The organism is Streptomyces sp. CGMCC 4.7035 (assembly GCF_031583065.1).
Classification (GTDB): domain Bacteria; phylum Actinomycetota; class Actinomycetes; order Streptomycetales; family Streptomycetaceae; genus Streptomyces; species Streptomyces yaanensis.
This window is the reverse complement of sequence record NZ_CP134053.1, coordinates 4,502,520-4,520,415: the sequence shown is the minus strand read 5'-3', so window position 1 is coordinate 4,520,415 and position 17,896 is coordinate 4,502,520. Positions and strand designations below refer to the sequence as shown.

General features: G+C 72.4%; 19 protein-coding genes. 8 read left to right on the top strand and 11 right to left on the bottom strand.

Annotated elements, in window-relative coordinates; translation table 11 throughout:
• Positions 1–188: 188 nt before the first annotated feature.
• Both Q2K21_RS19420 and Q2K21_RS19415 read left to right on the top strand, forming a co-directional pair.
• Positions 189–884: a helix-turn-helix transcriptional regulator gene (locus tag Q2K21_RS19420; protein ID WP_310772628.1), complete on the top strand. Its 696-nt coding sequence runs from the start codon at positions 189–191 to the stop codon at positions 882–884.
• Positions 885–991: 107 nt separating this feature from the next.
• Positions 992–1,483, top strand: a complete 492-nt coding sequence (locus Q2K21_RS19415) for a phosphatase domain-containing protein (RefSeq protein WP_310772626.1) — start codon at positions 992–994, stop codon at positions 1,481–1,483.
• 10 nt (positions 1,484–1,493) lie between these two features.
• Here the strand turns inward: Q2K21_RS19415 and Q2K21_RS19410 are convergent, their stop codons facing one another.
• The 5 genes from Q2K21_RS19410 to egtA form a co-directional block, all read right to left on the bottom strand.
• On the bottom strand, positions 1,494–1,709 hold the full coding sequence (locus Q2K21_RS19410) for a dodecin (protein WP_310772624.1): 216 nt from the start codon (positions 1,707–1,709) through the stop codon (positions 1,494–1,496).
• 126 nt (positions 1,710–1,835) lie between these two features.
• Positions 1,836–2,801, bottom strand: coding sequence for an L-histidine N(alpha)-methyltransferase (egtD, locus tag Q2K21_RS19405; protein ID WP_310772622.1), 966 nt, complete (start codon positions 2,799–2,801; stop codon positions 1,836–1,838).
• Positions 2,798–3,628, bottom strand: coding sequence for an ergothioneine biosynthesis protein EgtC (egtC, locus tag Q2K21_RS19400; protein ID WP_310772620.1), 831 nt, complete (start codon positions 3,626–3,628; stop codon positions 2,798–2,800). Before egtC ends, egtD begins: the two co-directional genes overlap by 4 nt.
• On the bottom strand, positions 3,628–4,944 hold the full coding sequence (gene egtB, locus Q2K21_RS19395) for an ergothioneine biosynthesis protein EgtB (protein ID WP_310772618.1): 1,317 nt from the start codon (positions 4,942–4,944) through the stop codon (positions 3,628–3,630). The genes egtC and egtB overlap by 1 nt, the downstream gene beginning before the upstream one ends.
• On the bottom strand, positions 4,941–6,257 hold the full coding sequence (gene egtA, locus Q2K21_RS19390) for an ergothioneine biosynthesis glutamate--cysteine ligase EgtA (RefSeq protein WP_310772616.1): 1,317 nt from the start codon (positions 6,255–6,257) through the stop codon (positions 4,941–4,943). The genes egtB and egtA overlap by 4 nt, the downstream gene beginning before the upstream one ends.
• 302 nt (positions 6,258–6,559) lie before the next feature.
• On the opposite strand from egtA, the gene Q2K21_RS19385 reads away from it, so the two are divergent.
• Entirely contained in the window at positions 6,560–7,390 is an 831-nt protein-coding gene (locus Q2K21_RS19385) for a TIGR02452 family protein (RefSeq protein WP_310772614.1), read from the top strand.
• A 9-nt stretch (positions 7,391–7,399) separates the two neighbouring features.
• Here the strand turns inward: Q2K21_RS19385 and Q2K21_RS19380 are convergent, their stop codons facing one another.
• The 3 genes from Q2K21_RS19380 to Q2K21_RS19370 form a co-directional block, all read right to left on the bottom strand.
• Positions 7,400–7,846, bottom strand: a complete 447-nt coding sequence (locus Q2K21_RS19380; RefSeq protein WP_310772612.1) for a type II toxin-antitoxin system PemK/MazF family toxin — start codon at positions 7,844–7,846, stop codon at positions 7,400–7,402.
• A 147-nt stretch (positions 7,847–7,993) separates the two neighbouring features.
• Complete coding sequence (locus Q2K21_RS19375; RefSeq protein WP_310772610.1) at positions 7,994–8,188, bottom strand: antitoxin; 195 nt, start codon at positions 8,186–8,188, stop codon at positions 7,994–7,996.
• 281 nt (positions 8,189–8,469) lie between these two features.
• On the bottom strand, positions 8,470–9,393 hold the full coding sequence (locus Q2K21_RS19370; RefSeq protein WP_310772608.1) for a LysR family transcriptional regulator: 924 nt from the start codon (positions 9,391–9,393) through the stop codon (positions 8,470–8,472).
• Between the two features lie 142 nt (positions 9,394–9,535).
• Between Q2K21_RS19370 and Q2K21_RS19365 the strand changes: the two genes are divergently transcribed.
• The 4 genes from Q2K21_RS19365 to Q2K21_RS19350 all read left to right on the top strand — a co-directional run bounded on the left by Q2K21_RS19365 (position 9,536) and on the right by Q2K21_RS19350 (position 12,970).
• Positions 9,536–9,838, top strand: coding sequence for a muconolactone Delta-isomerase family protein (locus tag Q2K21_RS19365; protein ID WP_310772606.1), 303 nt, complete (start codon positions 9,536–9,538; stop codon positions 9,836–9,838).
• A 292-nt stretch (positions 9,839–10,130) separates the two neighbouring features.
• On the top strand, positions 10,131–11,297 hold the full coding sequence (locus tag Q2K21_RS19360) for a YbfB/YjiJ family MFS transporter (protein WP_310781093.1): 1,167 nt from the start codon (positions 10,131–10,133) through the stop codon (positions 11,295–11,297).
• Between the two features lie 79 nt (positions 11,298–11,376).
• Positions 11,377–11,982 carry a GOLPH3/VPS74 family protein gene (locus tag Q2K21_RS19355; protein ID WP_310772602.1) on the top strand — a complete coding sequence of 202 codons (606 nt, stop codon included), beginning with the start codon at positions 11,377–11,379 and terminating at the stop codon, positions 11,980–11,982.
• Positions 11,983–11,989: 7 nt separating this feature from the next.
• A complete protein-coding gene (locus Q2K21_RS19350; protein WP_310772599.1) occupies positions 11,990–12,970 on the top strand; it encodes a D-cysteine desulfhydrase family protein in 981 nt (326 codons plus the stop codon).
• 198 nt (positions 12,971–13,168) lie between these two features.
• Here the strand turns inward: Q2K21_RS19350 and Q2K21_RS19345 are convergent, their stop codons facing one another.
• From Q2K21_RS19345 to Q2K21_RS19335, 3 genes are all read right to left on the bottom strand, one after another.
• Positions 13,169–14,653 (bottom strand): flotillin family protein, encoded by a 1,485-nt coding sequence (locus Q2K21_RS19345; protein WP_310772594.1) that lies wholly within the window; start codon positions 14,651–14,653, stop codon positions 13,169–13,171.
• A 134-nt stretch (positions 14,654–14,787) separates the two neighbouring features.
• A complete protein-coding gene (locus Q2K21_RS19340) occupies positions 14,788–15,006 on the bottom strand; it encodes a hypothetical protein (RefSeq protein WP_310772590.1) in 219 nt (72 codons plus the stop codon).
• A 26-nt stretch (positions 15,007–15,032) separates the two neighbouring features.
• Positions 15,033–16,496, bottom strand: a complete 1,464-nt coding sequence (locus tag Q2K21_RS19335; RefSeq protein WP_310772587.1) for an amidase — start codon at positions 16,494–16,496, stop codon at positions 15,033–15,035.
• 147 nt (positions 16,497–16,643) lie between these two features.
• Here Q2K21_RS19335 and Q2K21_RS19330 point away from each other — a divergent pair, with 147 nt between their 5' ends.
• Positions 16,644–17,690 carry a LacI family DNA-binding transcriptional regulator gene (locus tag Q2K21_RS19330; protein ID WP_386275732.1) on the top strand — a complete coding sequence of 349 codons (1,047 nt, stop codon included), beginning with the start codon at positions 16,644–16,646 and terminating at the stop codon, positions 17,688–17,690.
• The last annotated feature ends 206 nt before the right edge of the window (positions 17,691–17,896 follow it).

Sequence of the window (17,896 nt, the reverse complement as noted above, 5' to 3'; positions counted from 1 at the left end):
GTCAGGACGGCTGAGGCGGCCGCCGAGGCGGGCGGCCGTTTCCACCTTTCCGCCGGACGGGTGGCACCGGTCCGGTCCGGACTACTTGAATGTGTAGTGAGCGCCCATGTCCGCGGGCTTGCGTCCCGACGGCCGCGGCGGATACGGGGCGCGGTGAGGGAAGGCGGTACGGGAGGAGGAGAGGGAGCGTGGACCCCCGGCGGCAGCGGGTGCCCCTGCAGCCCACCATGTCCCCGGTGCCGGACAGCAGCGCCGCGGTCTTCTGGCGCAACCGGGCCCTGGGCCTGTTCGACCGGATTCCGCTGCCCACGGCGTACTGCACGACCGACGGCACGATCCTGCGGGTGAACGCCGCCATGGCGGGGGAGTGGGGCATGCTCGCCGGACCCTTGCGCGGACGCAGCATTCTCGACCTTTTCCACCCGGAGACCAGGAACCAGCTCCGCTCCGTCACCGAGGCGATACGGCTGCACCGCAGGTCGCGCTACACCGTCGCGGTCGGCTGGACCACCGCGAGCGGCGTCGAGCGCCACGGCGAGATGACCGTCGACCTGGTGAGCGAGACGTCCACGGAAGCGCCCAATCTGCTGCTCATGCTCCGCATCGACCAGGAGCGCCCCGCCCCGGAGAGCGCGCAGGCCGCCGAGACGGTCAAGGCGGACGAGATCGAGGCCCGGGTTCTCGCCCTGGCGGCTGCCGGTTCCACGACGGGACAGATCGCCTCGGCTGTCGGGCTGACCGTGGACGGCGTGAACTACCACTTCAAGCAGCTGTCCCGCCGCTGGGGCGTGACCGGCAAGGCGGCGCTGGTGGCGCGCGCGTACGTGGAGGGCGTCCTCGCCCCGGACGCGTGGCCGCCGGCGCCCGCACGGCCGGGCGGCTGAGGCCGCCGCGCCCCCTCTCCCCCTGCAAGAGCGCGTGTCCCCGGCGCGTCTCCCTACGGAGGCCCGTGACTTCCTGCAGTGCGCCCATGACTCCCTACAGTGGGCCCGTGACGAAGGACAGCAGCAGACCGGTCGCCGTATTCGATCTCGACAACACCCTCGCCGACACCGCCCACCGGCAGCGTTTCCTGGAAAGGGAACCGCGCGACTGGGACGCGTTCTTCGCGGCCGCGCCGCAGGACCCGCCGCTGGCCGAAGGCACAGCGCTCCTGCTGAAGACCGCCGAGGAGTGCGAGGTCGTCTATCTGACCGGGCGGCCCGTGCGCTGCCGGCGCGACACCCTCGACTGGCTGGCGGCCCACGGGCTGCCCGAGGGGCGCCTGTACATGCGGACCAACGGCGACCGCAGGCCCGCTCGCGTCACCAAGCTGGAGATCCTCCGTGAGCTGGGCCGCGGCCGCGAGATACGCGTTCTCGTCGACGACGACGAGCTGGTCTGCCAGGACGCCGAACGGGCGGGCTTCACCGTCGTACGCGCCCGCTGGGCGTCCCCCTCCGCCGCGCTGAAGGACGCGCAGGAGCGGGAGGGCAGGACCTGAGAGCTCTGCTCTACTCGCCCTCCTCCAGACGGAAGCCCACCTTCAGGCCGACCTGGTAGTGCTCGATCTGCCCGTTCTCGATACGGCCCCTGACCTGCGTGACCTCGAACCAGTCCAGGTTGCGCAGGGTCTGGTTCGCGCGGGCGATGCCATTGCGGACGGCCTGGTCGATGCCCTCGGGCGAGCTGCCGACGATCTCGGTGACCCGGTAGGTGTGGTCGGTCATGGGGGTGCTCCTCTCCGTGTGGCGGGTGTGTCACACGTCACTCCACCGTGCCGCATGGTGCGGCGGACCGCGAGACATCCGGCCACCCTTCGCGCACACTCGCCGTCGGGTGGCCGGATGCTGTCCTCAGCGCGCCACGCTCAACGACAGCGCGAACCTCCCCTCCGCGTCCGTCCACCAGTGCGCCAACTCCAGCCCGGCGTCGGCCAGTTCATGACGTACGCCCTCCTCGCGGAACTTCGCCGACACCTCGGTGCGCAGCTCCTCGCCGTCCGCGAAGTCGACCGCCAGGTCGAGCACGGGGATCTTCACGGTCTGCGCCGTACGCGCCCGCAGCCGCATCTCGATCCACTCGTTCTCGGCGTCCCACAGGGCCACATGGGCGAACGCGCCGAGGTCGAAGTCGGCGCCCAGCTCACGGTTGACCACGGCCAGCACGTTCTTGTTGAACTCGGCCGTCACCCCGGCGGCGTCGTCATACGCCGCCACCAGCACCGACTCGTCCTTGACCAGGTCGGTGCCGAGCAGCAACGCGTCGCCGGGCGCCAGCAGGGACCGTACGGACGTGAGGAACGACGCCCGCTCGGCGGGCAGCAGATTGCCGATCGTGCCGCCCAGGAACGCCACGAGCCGCGGACCGGGCGTATCGGGAAGCACCAGACCGTCGTCGGTGAAATCGGCGATCAGCGCGTGCACGTCCAGCCCCGGTCGCTCGGCGATCAGTGCGTGCCCCGCCTGGGTCAGAGCGCTCTCGCTGACGTCGACGGGTACATACGTGTGCAGGTCCGTCAGCGCGTCCAGCAGGTACCGGGTCTTCTCGGAGGAACCGGAACCCAGCTCGACGAGCGTCCGTGCGCCGGTGGCGGACGCGATGTCCCCGGAGCGGGCGATCAGGATCTCCCGCTCGGCGCGCGTGGGGTAGTACTCCGGCAGTTCGGTGATCTTCTCGAACAGGTCGCTGCCGTGCGCGTCGTAGAACCATTTCGGCGGCAGCGTCTTGGGGCTCCGGGTGAGGCCGCGCAGCACGTCGGCGCGCAGGGCCGCGTCCGTGGCGTCCTCGGGAAGGGTGCGGGTGACATGGAACGGGCTCACGTGCTGGGCTCCTCGGGTGGTGCGGACGCCATCTCGTCGCGGGGGTCCTTGAGCGGGGTCAGCTGGACATCGGTGCGGGTGGCCGCGAGCAGCGTGCGGTCGGGCACTTCCTGCCAGCGCGGGTCGTCGTCGTACGGTTCGGAGGCCACGACGATGGGGATCCCCCCTGGTCGAGCGGAGTCGAGACCCTGGGGGAGGCGGCCCGGCTCGGCGAGGTACCAGAGCGTGTCGCCCCACGCGGTCGCGGTGATCGTCTCGCCGTTGGTGAGCAGCAGGTTGAGCCGGGATGCGGGGGCCGCCGCGGCGACGGCCGCCACGGTGTCGGCCAGTGCCTGTCCTCCGTCGTCACCGGCGCGCAGCCGGTCGAGCACGAGCGCCCAGACGAACGCCGAGTCGCATCGCGCCTCCAGCGACAGCAACTCGGCCGGCGGCAGGGACCCGGCGAGGTCGGCGACCGAACGGGGCCATCCGGCCACGGCCCCGTTGTGGCTGAACAGCCATCGGCCCGCGGCGAAGGGTGCCGCCGCGGCCTCCCCGGCGGCACTGCCCTCGGTCGCGTCCCGCACCGCGGCGAGGAACGCCCCCGAGCGCACGACCCGCGCCAGGTCGGCGAAGGACTGGTCGCCCCAGATGGGACCGGCCCGCCGGTACCGCGCGGGCACCGGGTCCCCCTCCGCGTACCAGCCGACGCCGAAACCGTCGGCGTTGACGGTCCCGTGGCGCTGCTTGCGTGGTGCCCATGACTGCCGGTACAGGCTGTGCGGGGGTTCCACGAGGACCCCGCCGAGCGGCTCCTCGGGGCCCAGGAAGGCGAGGTGACGGCACATCAGGCGTCCCTGGCCGTGCGGAAGCCGGAGAAGATCTGCCGCCGGATCGGATAGTCCCAGTTGCGGAACGTGCCTCGGCAGGCCACCGGGTCCACGGCGAACGAACCGCCGCGCAGCACCTTGTACTCCGGCCCGAAGAACACCTCCGAGTACTCCTTGTACGGGAACGCGGTGAACCCCGGGTAGGGCAGGAAGTCGCTCGCCGTCCACTCCCACACGTCGCCGATCAACTGCCGTACGCCGAGCGGGGACGCGCCCGCCGGGTAGCTGCCGACCGGCGCGGGACGCAGATGCCGTTGCCCGAGATTGGCGTGCTCGGGCGTCGGGTCCGCGTCGCCCCACGGGTAGCGCCGGGAGCGGCCCGTGACCGGGTCGTGGCGGGCGGCCTTCTCCCACTCGGTCTCGGTGGGCAGCCGGCGCCCCGCCCAGCGCGCGTACGCGTCCGCCTCGTACCAGCACACGTGCAGGACGGGCTCGTCGGGCGGTACGACCTCGGTGACGCCGAAGCGCCTGCGCAGCCACTGCCCGCCCTCGCGGTGCCAGAACAGCGGTGCCTCGATGCCGTGCGTGCGGATGTGGGCCCACCCCTGGGGGGTCCACCAGCGCTCGTCGCTGTAGCCCCCGTCCTCGATGAAGGCCTGGTAGGCGGCGCTCGTCACCGGGAGGGCGTCGATGTGGAAGGCGGGGACCAGTCGCTGGTGAGCGGGCCGTTCATTGTCCAGCGACCACGGTTCGGTGGAGGTGCCCATGGTGAACGGACCGCCGGGGACCAGGACTTCGGTCGGGCCGGTGTACGGCGGCGCGGGCTCGGGATCGGGCGCGGTCAGCGCCTGAGGCCCCGTGCGCAGCTGATGGGTGATCAGCATGGTCTCGTCGTGCTGCTGCTCGTGCTGGGCGATCATGCCGAAGGCGAAGCCCGCCTCCGTCAGGCGCCGGCCCTCGAACGGCGTGCTCTCCAGCACGTCCAGGGCCCGGCCGCGCACCTCGGCGGCGTAGCGCCGGGCTTCGTCGGGCGGCAGCAGCGGCAGCGAGGGCCGCTCGGCGCGCGGGTGCTCGAAGGCGTCGTAGATCCCGTCGATCTCGGGGCGTATGGCCTCGCGGCCGGCGACCGTGCGCAGCAGCCACAGCTCTTCCTGGTTGCCTATGTGCGCCAGGTCCCAGACCAGGGGCGACATCAGCGGGGAGTGCTGGGCCATGAGGTCGCGCTCGTCCACGCAGGTGGTCAGGAGCGCGGTCCGGTCGCGGGCCGTGGTCAGCGCGTCCAACGCGCGCTCCCTGAGGGTCTCGGGGTCGATCGGTGACCGGGTGTCGGTCATATGCGCATGTCCTTCCCGTGGAACCGGGCGTCCTCCCCGCCGGAACGGGTGTCCTTCCCGTGGAACCGGAGCAGCAGATCGTCGGCGGGGCAGCGGCCCCGGGCCACATAGCGGTCGGTGAACTCCGCGACGGCACCCTGCACTTCGGCGGTGGCGCCGAGCCGGGGCAGCGCCTCGGCCGCGGCCGCGAAACAGGCGACGGCGACCTCGTGCAGCTCGGGGTCGGCCAGGCCGTCGCGGGCGGCGGCGACCCACAGCGGATTGCACGGAGCCGGCCGTGCGGTGGCCCGTTCCGCGAGGGGCTTGACAGCCCGGTAGGCGGTCTCGGCGGCCTCGGGGTCGTCGAAGAGGGCGGTCGTCACGGCGAGCGGCACGATCCACCCGTCGTCGCCCGGCTGGGCGTCGATCATGCGGAGTTCGAGATGGCCGCGGGGCCGGACCGGAGGGAACAGGGTCGTGAGGTGATAGGCCAGGTCGGCGTGGTCCGGCGGGTCGGCGGAACGGGTCCAGGCCCGGAAACTCATGCCGTCCGGCACCCGCCAGGGGCCGGTCTCGGCCCGGACGCACATCACCGGCGCATCCATCACGTGTCGGGCCCAGGCAGCGCGCGGGTCGCCGTTGAGGCGCGGAGCGCTGCTGCGCCCCGGGTCCATGGCGGCCCACAGCGACTGCCGTGTCGAGCGCCAGCCCGTGGGCCGGCCGCGGGACAGCGGCGAGTGCGCGAACGCGGCGACCAGCACCGCGCCGAGCTGGTGCGCCAGCCACCAGCGCCGCCCGTACCCCAGGGGGCCCGGTTCCTCGTACCCGGCGTCCAGGCAGACCTGGACGGAGGCGGAGGAGCACATCATGGCCCGCCCCTCGGGACCGGTGCGGTCGAGGTAGCACTCCATGGCGTCGTAGCGCGGCTCGTGAAGGTAGCGGCGCGGGGGGTTCCAGGGATCGTGACCGTAGCCGCCGATGCCGAGGCCCGCCTCGCGCAGCAGGGTGCGGACCGCGTCGAGGTCGGCGGAGACGGACCCTATGCACTCCATCAGGGAGGCGGCCGGCGCGGAGCTCAGCTCCAACTGGCCACCGGGTTCGACGGTGAGAGCCGAACGCAGGGGCAGGGTCCGCAGTGCGGCGTAGGCCGCTTCGAGACGTTCCGGTGGTACCGGGAGCCGCGGGGCGCGCAGCTCGTGGACGAGCCATTCCACTTCGACACCGAGCGTGCGGGGCGGTCCGGTCTTGAAACAGATGCCGCGGACCAGCGCCTCCACCTCGGCCTCGGTGACGGCGGAGCGGGGCTCCGTACAGTCACTCACCGAATCGGACATGTCGGGATCCTCCTGAGATTCCACCATGCCGCCGACCCGGTTCCGGAACGGCCGGGCCGACAACGCTCGTCCCACCCAAGACCCTCGCGCCGATTCGCACAAGGGTGCATATCCTCTTCCCTTCCGTACGGCTTGCCCGCTGCTCAGCAGGTCCAGGGCGGTTGTTTCCGGGGTGGGGAAACTCTGTTGCGGCGTACGACCAGCATCGCTCACCATGCGTTCATGAGCACGACGGGGGAGATCGGCGGTACGCCGGGAGCGACCGCGCGCGAGGGCTTCACGGCGCCCACGGGGGTGGCGCCGTGAGCGCGCGCCTGCGCGGGATCGCGCAGCAGACGGAGGAGATCGTCGCGGCGGGTGCCTACCGCACGTCCGACGGACGTACGGTGACCATCGCCGCGGCGGTCGAGGCCGCCCGCGCCGGAACCCGCATGTTCGGACCGGACCCGGTCGAGACACCGCATGTCGACCCCGTCACCACGGCCTTCGAGGTCACCGGCGAGTCCAGCCTGGAAGCGGCCCGGCGCCTCGTAGGCCGATCGGGTGACCCGGTGGCCGTGCTGAACTTCGCCTCCGCGCGCAACCCGGGCGGCGGCTTCCTGAACGGCGCGCAGGCGCAGGAAGAGGCCCTGTGCCGGGCCTCCGCGCTCTACGCGTGCGTCCGTGAGGTCAGGGAGTTCTACGATCACCACCGGGCGCACCGCGACCCGTTCTACACGGACCGTGTCATCCATTCACCCGCCGTGCCCGTGTTCCGCGACGACCGGGGACGCCTGCTGGACGCGCCGTACGAGGCCGGCTTCCTGACCGCCGCGGCGCCGAACGCGGGCGTGGTGCTGGGAAGGACGCCGGAGCGCGCGCCCGACCTCCCGCACGCCCTGGTGACCCGAGCCGAACGCGTCCTGGAGACGGCGGTCGCCTGCGGCTACCGGCGGCTGGTGCTGGGCGCCTGGGGCTGCGGGGTGTTCCGGAACGACCCGGCGCAGGTGGCCGGGGCGTTCCAGGAACTGCTGGTCAAGGGGCGGTTCGAGGGGCACTTCGAGGAGGTCGTCTTCGCCGTCCTCGACCGCACGCCGAGGGCGACCACACGGGCCGCGTTCGAAGACGTTTTCGCGCAGGTGTGCGCCCCCTGACCTCGGCACTCAGTGCCAGCCGTATCGCTCCCGCAGCCGGTGCACGACGAGGTTGAACCGCATCCGGTCCAGCGCGCACGCCTCGCGGCGCATGCCGTCCTCGTGCAGCCGCAGCACGCGGTCCACGTCCACCCACGAGTCACGCCCCGACCGATCCCACGGGCCGCTGCCGATCGGCACCCACTCCCGGTCCCCGTCGTGGCGCTTGCTGGACAGTTGCACGGCGAGCAGCGTGCCGGTCGCCTCCCGGGCGACCACGAGCACCGGACGGTCCTTGCCGCGCCCGTCGTTCTCCTCGAACGGCACCCACGTCCAGACGATCTCCCCGGGGTCGGGGTCGCCGTCGTGCGCGGGGGAGTACTCGGTCCGTACCCGGCCCACCTTGTGGGGGTCGGCCTCGGTGGTCGCCGAGGGGCCGTAGCGGCCAGGGATGTCTTCATCGGTAAAGGCAGTCACGCGGCTCACGTTAGAGCGTGGCTGCGGGCGCGCACCGAGGGGGGCGGGAAGTCGTGAAGCGATGTCAGCCCGCCGCCCGGGCGCCAGGTCCCGTTGTCGAACTCCCGTCGTCCGCCCGCTGGGCAGGCGGGAGTCCGACGACAAGACCTACGGCTGGGGCGGGTTGTCCCGCTCCTGCTGGGACCGCATTTGCTCCCTGAGCGCGTCCGGCCCCTTGTCGACCTGCCCGGCAGGCCTGTCCTGAGCCTTCTCGTGTTCGGACCGGCCGGCCTTGTCGTGGCCTTCGCCCGGTCGTTCCCCGTGGCCCTTCAGTATCTGCTTGAGCTTGTCCATCACGGACATCGTGCCCTCCTCGCGGTCTCTCCCTCCCCCCAGGATCGGCGCCCCTCAGCGGGGGTGCATCCGCTGGGGGCGGGGTGGCGCGGCCTGCCGGTTCGGCTGCCCGTGAACGCCGGTGCCCGGGCGGCGCTCGGGCCCTACCCTCCGGACATGGTTGATCACCGCTCGGTCGACGTGGGAGGGATCCGGCTGGCCTGCCGGGTGTCCGGCCCGCCGTACGCCTCGGGAATGTGGCTGCTCGGGCCGCCCGCCTCGAGGGCGTACACGCGTCGGCTGCGCCGCGTCTACCGCTTGTACAGGTCGCCCCCGGGCAGCCAGGCGTCGGGTGCGTGGATGCCTAGGTCGCCGACGCCGTCCGTCAGGGCGTCCACAACGGCCTGGACTCCGGCGCGCTCCTTGTTGCCGCGCCAGACCACCGACCACGTCCAGTACACCTTCGGTGCGATCAGGGGGCGCCGGACCAGGTCGGGCGGCAGCGGAGTGGTCTGGCCCTTGGGGGAGTTGACCACCGGGCGCCGGCAGCGGCGGACGTGGTCGAAGAAGGCGGGGCCGGTGATGCCGCCGTCGGAGATACGGACCGCGCGGGCGCCGGTGTCCTGGGACAACTGCTGGGCATAGACGTTCCAGGACGCCCAGGACGTGGTGTCGTCGTCGAGGAGAACGTTCGTGTCCTGGACCCGTACGTCACTGCTGTCGGCGCCGGCGGAAACGGCGTACAGCCGGTCGGCACCGATGAGTCGCGCCCGCAGACCCAGCCGTTTCAGATCCTCGGCCCGTATCCAGCACACCGCGATGTCGAGACTGCCGTCCGCGACCCGGGCGGCCTGGGTGTGGGAGGGCGCGACCCAGGCGTCGATGTGCAGGTGGGCCACCGCGGCGGTACGGGCGGCCAGGTCCGGGGGCAGCCAGTTGACATAACCGAGCCGTACCGGCTGCGATCCGGACAGAAGCCCGGCGCGGCGCTTGAGGTCGTCGGCCCGCTCCACCAGGGCGCGGGTGTGCGGGAGCAGGGCCGCGCCGGCCGGAGTGAGGGACACGGAGCGTCGGTCCCGGTCGAACAGCCGCACACCGAGGTCTCGTTCGAGCGCCTTGATCTGCTGTGACAGGGAAGGGCCGGCGATCAGCAGCCGCTCGGCGGCCCGGCCGAAGTTCAGCTCCTCGGCGACCGCGAGGAAGTACCGCAGTTGGCGCAGTTCCACGCCCGCCATGCTACGTCGCTGAGAGGCCGAGCCTCCCAGCACTAAGGCAGCCGGTCGTGGCGTTCGACCTGGTGGCAGGCCCACCATGGCCTCATGGCAACGCGCCGGCGTTCCGGTCGGCACGGGGCGCCCACCCCCTTGGAGAAAGATCATGCGCGAGTTCCTGGTCGAGATCACCACCACCGTTCCCGAGGGCACCGGCCAAGAGGAAGTCGACCGGCGTCGGGCCGCCGAAGCCGTCCGCGCCGGGGAACTGGCCGCCGGCGGCAACCTCGTACGGCTGTGGCGCCCGGTCGGTGAGCTGCGCAGCCTCGGCATCTGGCGGGCCGCCGACGAGGAGGAGCTCCACGAGAAGGTGCTCGGCACGCTGCCGCTGCGCCCGTGGATGACCCTCACCGTCACCGCGCTCGAACCGCACCCCAACGACCCGGGCCGGACCGGCGGCACCGCCTGACCCGGGCCCGCCGCCCCTCCTCACGCCACCGGCCCGACCGTCGCGGCGGTGAGCGCGCGACCGCCGCCAGGCATCCGAACCCGAACCACCCGACGAGGACTTCGCCATGAGTGCGCGCAGTCGGCGCCCCTGCTCCGCAGGAATCGCCGGGACCGCCGGGACCGCCGGGACCGCCGGAACCGCCGGGACCGCCGGAACCGCAGGAACAGGAACCCCACGCGCCGGAACACGCACCCCCCTCGGCTCACCTTGGGCCCACGTCGCCCAGGCCGCCGCGGCGCTCGCGGCGGGCATGGGAGTCGGCCGGTTCGTCTACACCCCGGTCCTTCCCCTGATGCACACCCAGGCGGGGCTGTCGGCCGGCGCGGGCGCCAACCTGGCCACCGCCAACTACGTCGGTTACCTCGTCGGCGCCCTCACCGGCATCGTGGCCCCCGCGCTGGTCCGTTCACCCCTCGTCCTGCGCGGTTCCCTGGTCGCGCTGACCGCCACCCTGGCCTTCATGCCCGCCACGCACAGCACCGCCGCCTGGATCGTCCTGCGGCTGGCGGCCGGCATCGCCAGCGCCCTGATCTTCGTCATCGCGGTGAGTTCCCTCCTCAGCCATCTGCGGGAGCACCCCGCCCACCTGCCCGGCTGGGCCTTCGGCGGCGTAGGTGCCGGCATCGCCCTGTCCGGGCTGCTGGTCCTCGTCCTGCGCGCCTTCGCCGACTGGAGGGCCGCCTGGTGGGCCTTGGCCGCGCTCTGCGCGGTCCTCGCCGCCGGCTCATGGAACCTGCGTCCCGAACAGACCCCCGTACCCGCCGCCACCATGGCGGAAGCCCGGCCGCGGACGCGCACGCACCGCTGGTTCAGCGCCCTGTTCGTCAGCTACACCCTGGAGGGCATCGGCTACATCGTCGCCGGAACCTTCCTCGTCGCCGCGATCGGGCAGAGCTCACCGGGCTGGGCCGGCAGCGGCGCCTGGGTGCTGGTCGGCCTGGCCGCCGTGCCGTCCTCCGCGCTGTGGGCCCGGCTGGGGCACCGCTGGTCCCGTCCCGACCTGCTGCTCGCCGCGCTCGTCATCCAGGCGGTCGGCATCGCCCTGCCCGCCCTGATCGGCGGAGTGGCGGCGGCCCTGATCTCAGCGGTCCTCTTCGGCGTGACCTTCATCGGCGTCAGTACGCTCGCCCTGGCCGCGGGCGCGCATCTGCGGTTCCCCCGCTCCGTGGCGCTGCTGACCACCGGGTACTCCGTCGGCCAGATCCTCGGGCCGCTGGCCGTCGCCCCGTTGCTCCACCACGGCTACCACCAGGCCCTCACCCTGGCCGCGATCGTGGTCCTCGCGGCAGCCGTCGCCGCGGGCGTCCTCCGCGTCGGCTTCCCGCGCCATGCGGCGGTCGTACGAGACGGGGTCTCCGCCCCCGTGCGGCGGTCCGCGCCGGCGGACGCGGTTCCGGCTTCGACGGACCGTGGCTGACGAAGCCGCGCTACTGTCGGGCTGGGGAGCGTCCGATCGGCGACGTATCGCCCTTGATGCCTCTGACCTGGAGCCATGCATGACGACCGCACGAGACCTGTTGATCGTCGCCCTGGACGCGGCCCCGGGCCGCCCCGCCGAACCGGGCGACCTGTCGCTCGCGCTCGCGGGAGCCGAGCTGATCGACCTCATGGACGTCCGAGCCCTCACTCTGGACGGAGAGCACATCGTGCCGAGCGACCCGCCGGTGACGGACGATCGCCTGCTGGCCGACGCCGCGTCGTCGCTCACCCGGCAGGCGCCGTACGAGTCGGTCGAGGACTGGTTGTGGCGCAGAGGGCGTGGTCTGTCCTCGGCGTATCTCTCCGCATTCGAGGAGGAGGGGCGGTTCGCGCGGCAGCGCCGCCGCTGGCTGCCTGTCTGGACCGGCGAAGCCGTGCTGGTCGATTCACCTGAGCGGCGGCAGGCGACCGACCGCTGGACCGCCGGGGAACCGGTGCTCGCCGCGCTCGCCACGGCCATCGGGATCCGCGATACGCCGGCCGGAGGGCTCGCGGACACGACAGGCGAGGCGGCGGCGACGGTGCTGGCCGCCGTCGATGACGCGGTGACGGAACTGACCGCCGTGCGGCAACGGCGCGCCATCGAGAAGGCGGCCTTCGACAACATCTGGCGAGGCCAATAATTCAGGCATGAGTGACAAGATCGCCCTGTCGACGTGGCCCACCCCGCTGGAACCCATGCCCCGTCTGGCGGTGGCACTGGGGCTGGGCCAGGACGACCTCTGGATCAAGCGGGACGACCTCATCGGACTCGGTGGTGGCGGCAACAAGGTCCGCAAACTCGAATGGACCGTCGGGGCCGCCCTCGCACAAGGCGCGGACACGCTGGTCACGACCGGTGCCGCACAGAGCAACCACGCACGCCTCACCGCGGCCGCCGGCGCCCGCCTGGGACTCGACGTCGTGCTGGTCTTCCCCGGCACACCCGGCAGTGCCGCGAACGGTTCCGGCAACCTCGTGCTCGACAGCCTCTTCGGAGCCAGGATCTTCTGGGCCGGAGACGGTGTGCCCAGCGCCCTGGCAGACGTCGCGGACGACGTCTGCCGGCAGCTGCGCCGCGACGGAGCCCGCCCCTACCTCATCCCCTTCGGAGGTTCGAGTCCCCTCGGAGCGCGGGGATACGTGGAAGGCGGCGAGGAACTGCACGCCCAACTGCCCGACGTGGAGCACGTCGTGGTCGCGCTCGGTTCCGGCGGCACCATGGCCGGACTGATCGGCGCGTTGGGGGAGGAACGTGTCCTCGGCGTGCACTGCGGGGCGGTGGCGGATCCGTCCGCCACGGTGGCCGACCTCGCGGGCGCTCTCACCGGCCGCACGGTCGGCCCGGACTCCCTACGGATCCGCACCGACCAGGTCGGCGCCGGGTACGGAGTCCTGTACGAACCCGTCCTGGAGGCGATGCGGACGGCCGCGGTCATCGAGGGCATCGTTCTGGACCCCGTGTACAGCGGACGCGCCATGGCCGGACTGATCGCCGCCGTCCGCAGCGGCGACATCCGACCGGGGCAGCGCACCGTGCTTCTCCACACCGGTGGGCTGCCGGGCCTGTTCGGACACGCGGAGACAGTGGGCCGCACTGTCACAACTCTGCAGTCCTACAAGGCGGTTTGACCCCCGCTGCGAAGGCGTGAAGGCGTGAAGGCGTGAAGGCGTGAAGGCGTGAAGGCGTGAAGGCGTGAAGGCGTGAAGGCGTGAAGGCGTGAAGGCGTGAAGGCGCGAAGACCCGGAGACGCGAGGACCCGGAGACGCGCTTCGGGCGTACGGCACCCAACTCCCGTACGCCCGAAGCCTCAGCGGTTCAGGGGGTCATCACTCGTCCTTCTCCACCGTCACCTTCTCCGGACGCGGCGTCACGACCCCGTTGAGCCCGGGGGTGCCGCCCGCCGGCGTGCCGTTCTGGTTCATGGAGGACAGCAGCTGACGCGCGAGCCCCAGGCCGGTGCCGCCCATCGTCAGTGCCTTGGCGAACATGTCGGCCATGCCGTCGGCGCCGTTGAGCAGCACCATGTTGTCGACGTTGCCGAAGGCGGACGCGCCCGCCTGGACGATCTCCGGCCACTTCTCGGCGAGTTGCTGGGCGACCACGGCCTCCTGGTTTTCCGCGAGGGCGGTGGCGCGTGCCTTGATGGCCTCCGCCTCGGCCAGGCCCTTGGCCTTGGTCGCCTCGGCCTCCGCGAGACCCTTCGCCTGCGCGGCCGCCGCTTCGGCCTCACCGGTGGCCCGGGTCGCCGCAGCCGTGGCCGTACCCCGCGCCTTCGTCGCCTCGGCCTCGGCGCCCGCGGCCGTCTTGACCCGGGTCGCCTCCGCCGCGGCCGCCAGCTCGGTCTCCTTCGCCTTGGCCTGGGCCGCGGAGATCCGCGCGTCACGCTCGGCCTCGGCCAGCGTGCGCTTCTCGTAGGCCTTCGCGTCCGCCGGCTTGCGGACGTCCGCCTGGAGCTGCTGTTCGCGCCGGTGCGCCTCCAGTTCGGCGACCCGGGTCTCCTGGACCACGACCTCCTGACGGGCCGCCGCATCGGCGAGCGGACCGGCCTGGCGCGCCTTGGCGGCCGCCTTGTCGCGCTCGGCCTGGTAACCGGCCTGAAGGATCTCGCTGTCCCGCGTCGCCTCCGCCATCCGCGCGAACGACTGCTGCTCCGCCTCGGTGGCGAGACGGTTCGACTCCGCCTGCGCGATGCGTGCGTCCCGCTGCACCGCCGCCGCGTGCGGCGCGGCCAGGTTCTTGATGTAGCCCGTCGGGTCCTCGATCTCGTGGATCTGAAGCGAGTCCACGATCAGGCCCAGCTTCTCCATCTCCGTGCCGCAGGCGGCCCGGGTCTGCCCGGTGAGCTTCTCCCGGTCGCGGATCATGTCCTCGACCGTCAACCCGCCCACGATCGAGCGGAGATGACCCGCGAACACGTTGTGCACGCGCTCCGACATCAGCTTCTGCTGGTCCAGGAAGCGGCGGCCCGCGTTGGCGATCGACACGAAGTCGTCGCCCACCTTGAAGATGACCACGCCCCGCACCTTCAGCGGAATGCCCTGGTGGGTGACGCAGTCCACGTGCAGTTCGGTCTCGTTGAGGTCGAGCGAGAGCTTGCGCACCGCCTGCACGCCCGGCAGCACCAGCGTGCCGCGCCCCGTGACGATGCGGAAACCCATGCCCTCTTCGAGACCTTCGGTCCGATGCTTCGAACCGGAGATGATCAGTGCTTCGTTGGGCTCCGCGACGCGCCACATGAGCTTGAAGACACCAACGATGAAAACCAGCGCGAGGACGACAGCCCCCGCGACGACGCCGATGACCATCGGCATACGCCCCCTTTGCCTGGTGCCGGGTCGGCACCGAACGAAGGCGAGTCTGCGCCTGCGCAAGCCCGGGGTGAAGACGCTGACGGATCCTTGTTGCAATCTTGATGCGTACGGGTTTCACCTGCGAGGGGGCGGGCTCAACTGTCGTACGCCGCCTCGACGTACACGGTCCGCGGCGGCAGGTACTCCACCACCATCACGACGGTGCCCCGCTCGATGCGGGCCGTCCCGTTCGCGGGATATGCGAGGAAGTGCTCGGCGCCGCCGCGCACGCGGACGATCACCTCGCCGACCAACCCGGGCCCCACGGTACCGCTGACCCGGCCCATCAAGCCGACCATCGACGCATCGTCCATGGTCACAGCGTACGGCCCGAACGTGCCTACGCCGCCCGTGTGTCCGCGGCGGCTTCGTGCGGCGGCCACGACTCGTGCCATCGCAGGTCCGCCTCCAACTGGGCCGCCAGCGACACCAGAAGCGGCTCGCTGTTCGCCGGTCCGAGCAGCTGCGCACCGACCGGCAGCCGTCCCCCGGGGTCTCGGCCCGGCCCGGCGGGGGAGGTGTCCCCGTCGACGAGGCCGGCGGGGACGTTGACGCCCGGCCAGCCCAGCACGTTCCACGGCCACGCGTACGGGCAGGCGGCGATCATCGCGCGGTCGGTGTTCCAGCCGTTCATGTTCACCAGCGTCCCGATGCGCGGCGGGGGAGCGGCCGTCGTCGGCGCGAGGATGACGTCGTACGACGCGAAGAGGGCCCCTACGCGCCGGTGCAGCGTCGCCTCCGCCCGCCGCGCCACGCGCAGTGGCGCCCCGCCGAGGAGCCGGCCCAGGCGGGCGGCGTCGCGGGTGCGCCGGTCGAGCAGGCCCGGGTGGGGCGCGTCGCGCACCCGCTCGGCCAGGCCGGCGGTCGCCCGCGGCACGAAGGTGAGCCCGACCTGCCCGTACCGCGGCTCCGCCTCCTCGACCAGGTGCCCGAGCGCGGACAGCCGCTCCGCGAGCGCCAGGATCCGTGCCCGTACGCGGGGATCGAGGCGGGCGGGCAGCCCGGTGAAGGGCGGCTTCAGGGAGAGTGCGATGCGCAGCCGGCCCGGGTCGCGTCCGACCGCCGCCGAGACGTCGAGCGCGGGCGGGCGGTGCAGATCGCCGACGTGGTTGCCGCTCGCCGCGTCCAGGAGCAGGGCCGCGTCCGCGACCGTACGGGCGAGCGTGCCGTTGACCGTGATGCCCTGGAACGACTCGGGGCGCGGCCAGGTCGAGATCCGGCCGCGCTGCGGCTTGATGCCGACCAGGTGCGTCCAGGCGGCCGGGATGCGGACCGACCCGGCGCCGTCCGAGCCCAGCGCGGCCGGCACCAGGCCCGCGGCGACGGCCGCCGCCGATCCCCCGGACGAGCCGCCCGGGGTGTGGCCGAGGTGCCAGGGATTGCGGGTCGCGCCGAATGCGGGCCCCTCGGTGAAGGGCCACTGCCCCAGCTCGCAGGTGTTGGTCTTGCCGACGATCACGGCCCCGGCCGCCCGCAGCAGACGTACCGCCTCCGCGTCCTCGGTCACCGGCGGGAAGTCGCCCGGGCAGCCGAACGCCGTCGGCTCGCCCGCCACGTCCATGTCGTCCTTGACGGCCACCGGCACCCCGAGCAGGGGGCGCCGCACCCCCGTCGCCAGCTCCTTGTCGGCCGCCTCCGCCTCGGCGAGCGCGGCCTCGGCGCGCACCAGGCGGAACGCGTTCACCGAGGACTGCGTCGCCTCGATCCTGGCCAGTGCACGCTCCACGAGCGCGCGGGAGGTCACCTCGCCGTCGGCGAGCGCGCGGGCGCACTCGGCCAGCCCCGGAGCGCGGTCGGGAACCATGGGGAAACACCTCCGCAAGCACGTCGTCTACCGAACGGTAACCTATGGGTGGGCCGACCGGTACCGCAGGCGCAACTTCCTTTGCTGAGGCGGTTGTTCCGGCCTCGGTCGCACCCGGGAGGCGGCCCGTACGAGCGTTCTGCGAAGATGCGCTACGTCATGGTGCAGATACCGAAAGAGCCAGTCTCTCCGTCGCCCGCACCACCCGCCGTGCCGACGAGTGCCGATGTGGCACGTCTGGCCGGTGTCTCGCGTGCGACCGTGTCCTACGTCCTGAACAACACCAGCGCCGTGCGGATCAGCGAACCCACGCGCCGCCGCGTCCACAAGGCGGCCGAGGAACTGGGGTACGTCCCGCACGCAGCGGCCCGCAGCCTGCGCGCCGGACACAGCCGCATGGTGCTGATGCCCTCCCCGAACGTGCCGGTGGGCCCGCTCTACAGCCAGTTCTTCAACGAACTCCAGTGGGCGCTCAGCCGTCTCGACTACACCGTCGTGCAGTACGGAAGCATCGGCCTGTACGGCGACGAGGCCGCCCGCGCCTGGGCCGAACTGCGGCCGGTCGCGGTCCTCGTGCCCGGCGGGGGCCTCGGACCGCAGGGCGTACACGTCCTCAAGCGCTCCGGCGCCCGCGCCGTCGTCACGCTCGGCCCCGAACGCGTCGAGGGCGCGCACGCCCTGCTCCTGGACCACGACGGGGTCGGCCACAGCGCCGGGGTGCACCTGCTGGCCCGGGGGCGCCGCCGGGTCGGCGTCGTCATCCCGCAGGAGCCCGGCCTGGAGTTCTTCTCCAAGCCCCGGCTCGAAGGCGTACGGCGCGCCCTTGAGGGCACCGACGCGACCGTCACCGAGCTGCCACTCGCCTACGAGGAGGAGGCCGCCGCCCGACTTGCCGCGCGCTGGCGCTCACTCGGCCTGGACGCCGTCTTCGCCTACAACGACGAGTACGCGATGCTGCTGATGCGCGCCCTGCAGGACGAAGGGGTCGGCATTCCGCAGGAGACGGCCGTCGTCGGCGCCGACGACCTGATGTTCGGCCGACTGCTGCGGCCGAGGCTGAGCACGGTCCACATCGAACTGCCCTCCGGACGCGACCTCGCCGAGCTCGTCGACCGTGTGGTGCGCGATCCGGGAGGCGCGCCCGAAGTGCACGAAGTGTTCGGGGCGCGGATCGTGCACCGCGAATCGAGCTGAGCACGCGGGAGGCACGACGCTCGCGGCCGAAGCGCGACTCGATGCCGCGGCCATGCCCGGACCTCGATCGTGAATGACCTGACCGGGTGTCAACCAGCCGGGGTACACCGCTGCTGCTCAGCACAAAGGAAGAGGCCGCCGCCCCCGCGAACGCGGGACCGTACGGCCTCTTCCTGGATCGTCACCGGGGCGTACCCCGGCCGGCG

Coding starts and splice junctions, on each gene's coding strand:
- egtA (WP_310772616.1), bottom strand. CDS start 6,257: ATGTCCGATTCGGTGAGTGACTGTACGGAGCCCCGCTCCGCCGTCACC.
- Q2K21_RS19340 (WP_310772590.1), bottom strand. CDS start 15,006: ATGGACGATGCGTCGATGGTCGGCTTGATGGGCCGGGTCAGCGGTACC.
- Q2K21_RS19355 (WP_310772602.1), top strand. CDS start 11,377: ATGACGACCGCACGAGACCTGTTGATCGTCGCCCTGGACGCGGCCCCG.
- Q2K21_RS19365 (WP_310772606.1), top strand. CDS start 9,536: ATGCGCGAGTTCCTGGTCGAGATCACCACCACCGTTCCCGAGGGCACC.
- Q2K21_RS19345 (WP_310772594.1), bottom strand. CDS start 14,653: ATGCCGATGGTCATCGGCGTCGTCGCGGGGGCTGTCGTCCTCGCGCTG.
- Q2K21_RS19335 (WP_310772587.1), bottom strand. CDS start 16,496: ATGGTTCCCGACCGCGCTCCGGGGCTGGCCGAGTGCGCCCGCGCGCTC.
- egtB (WP_310772618.1), bottom strand. CDS start 4,944: ATGACCGACACCCGGTCACCGATCGACCCCGAGACCCTCAGGGAGCGC.
- Q2K21_RS19350 (WP_310772599.1), top strand. CDS start 11,990: ATGAGTGACAAGATCGCCCTGTCGACGTGGCCCACCCCGCTGGAACCC.
- Q2K21_RS19360 (WP_310781093.1), top strand. CDS start 10,131: ATGGGAGTCGGCCGGTTCGTCTACACCCCGGTCCTTCCCCTGATGCAC.
- Q2K21_RS19375 (WP_310772610.1), bottom strand. CDS start 8,188: ATGTCCGTGATGGACAAGCTCAAGCAGATACTGAAGGGCCACGGGGAA.
- Q2K21_RS19410 (WP_310772624.1), bottom strand. CDS start 1,709: ATGACCGACCACACCTACCGGGTCACCGAGATCGTCGGCAGCTCGCCC.
- Q2K21_RS19370 (WP_310772608.1), bottom strand. CDS start 9,393: ATGGCGGGCGTGGAACTGCGCCAACTGCGGTACTTCCTCGCGGTCGCC.
- egtC (WP_310772620.1), bottom strand. CDS start 3,628: ATGTGCCGTCACCTCGCCTTCCTGGGCCCCGAGGAGCCGCTCGGCGGG.
- Q2K21_RS19330 (WP_386275732.1), top strand. CDS start 16,644: ATGCGCTACGTCATGGTGCAGATACCGAAAGAGCCAGTCTCTCCGTCG.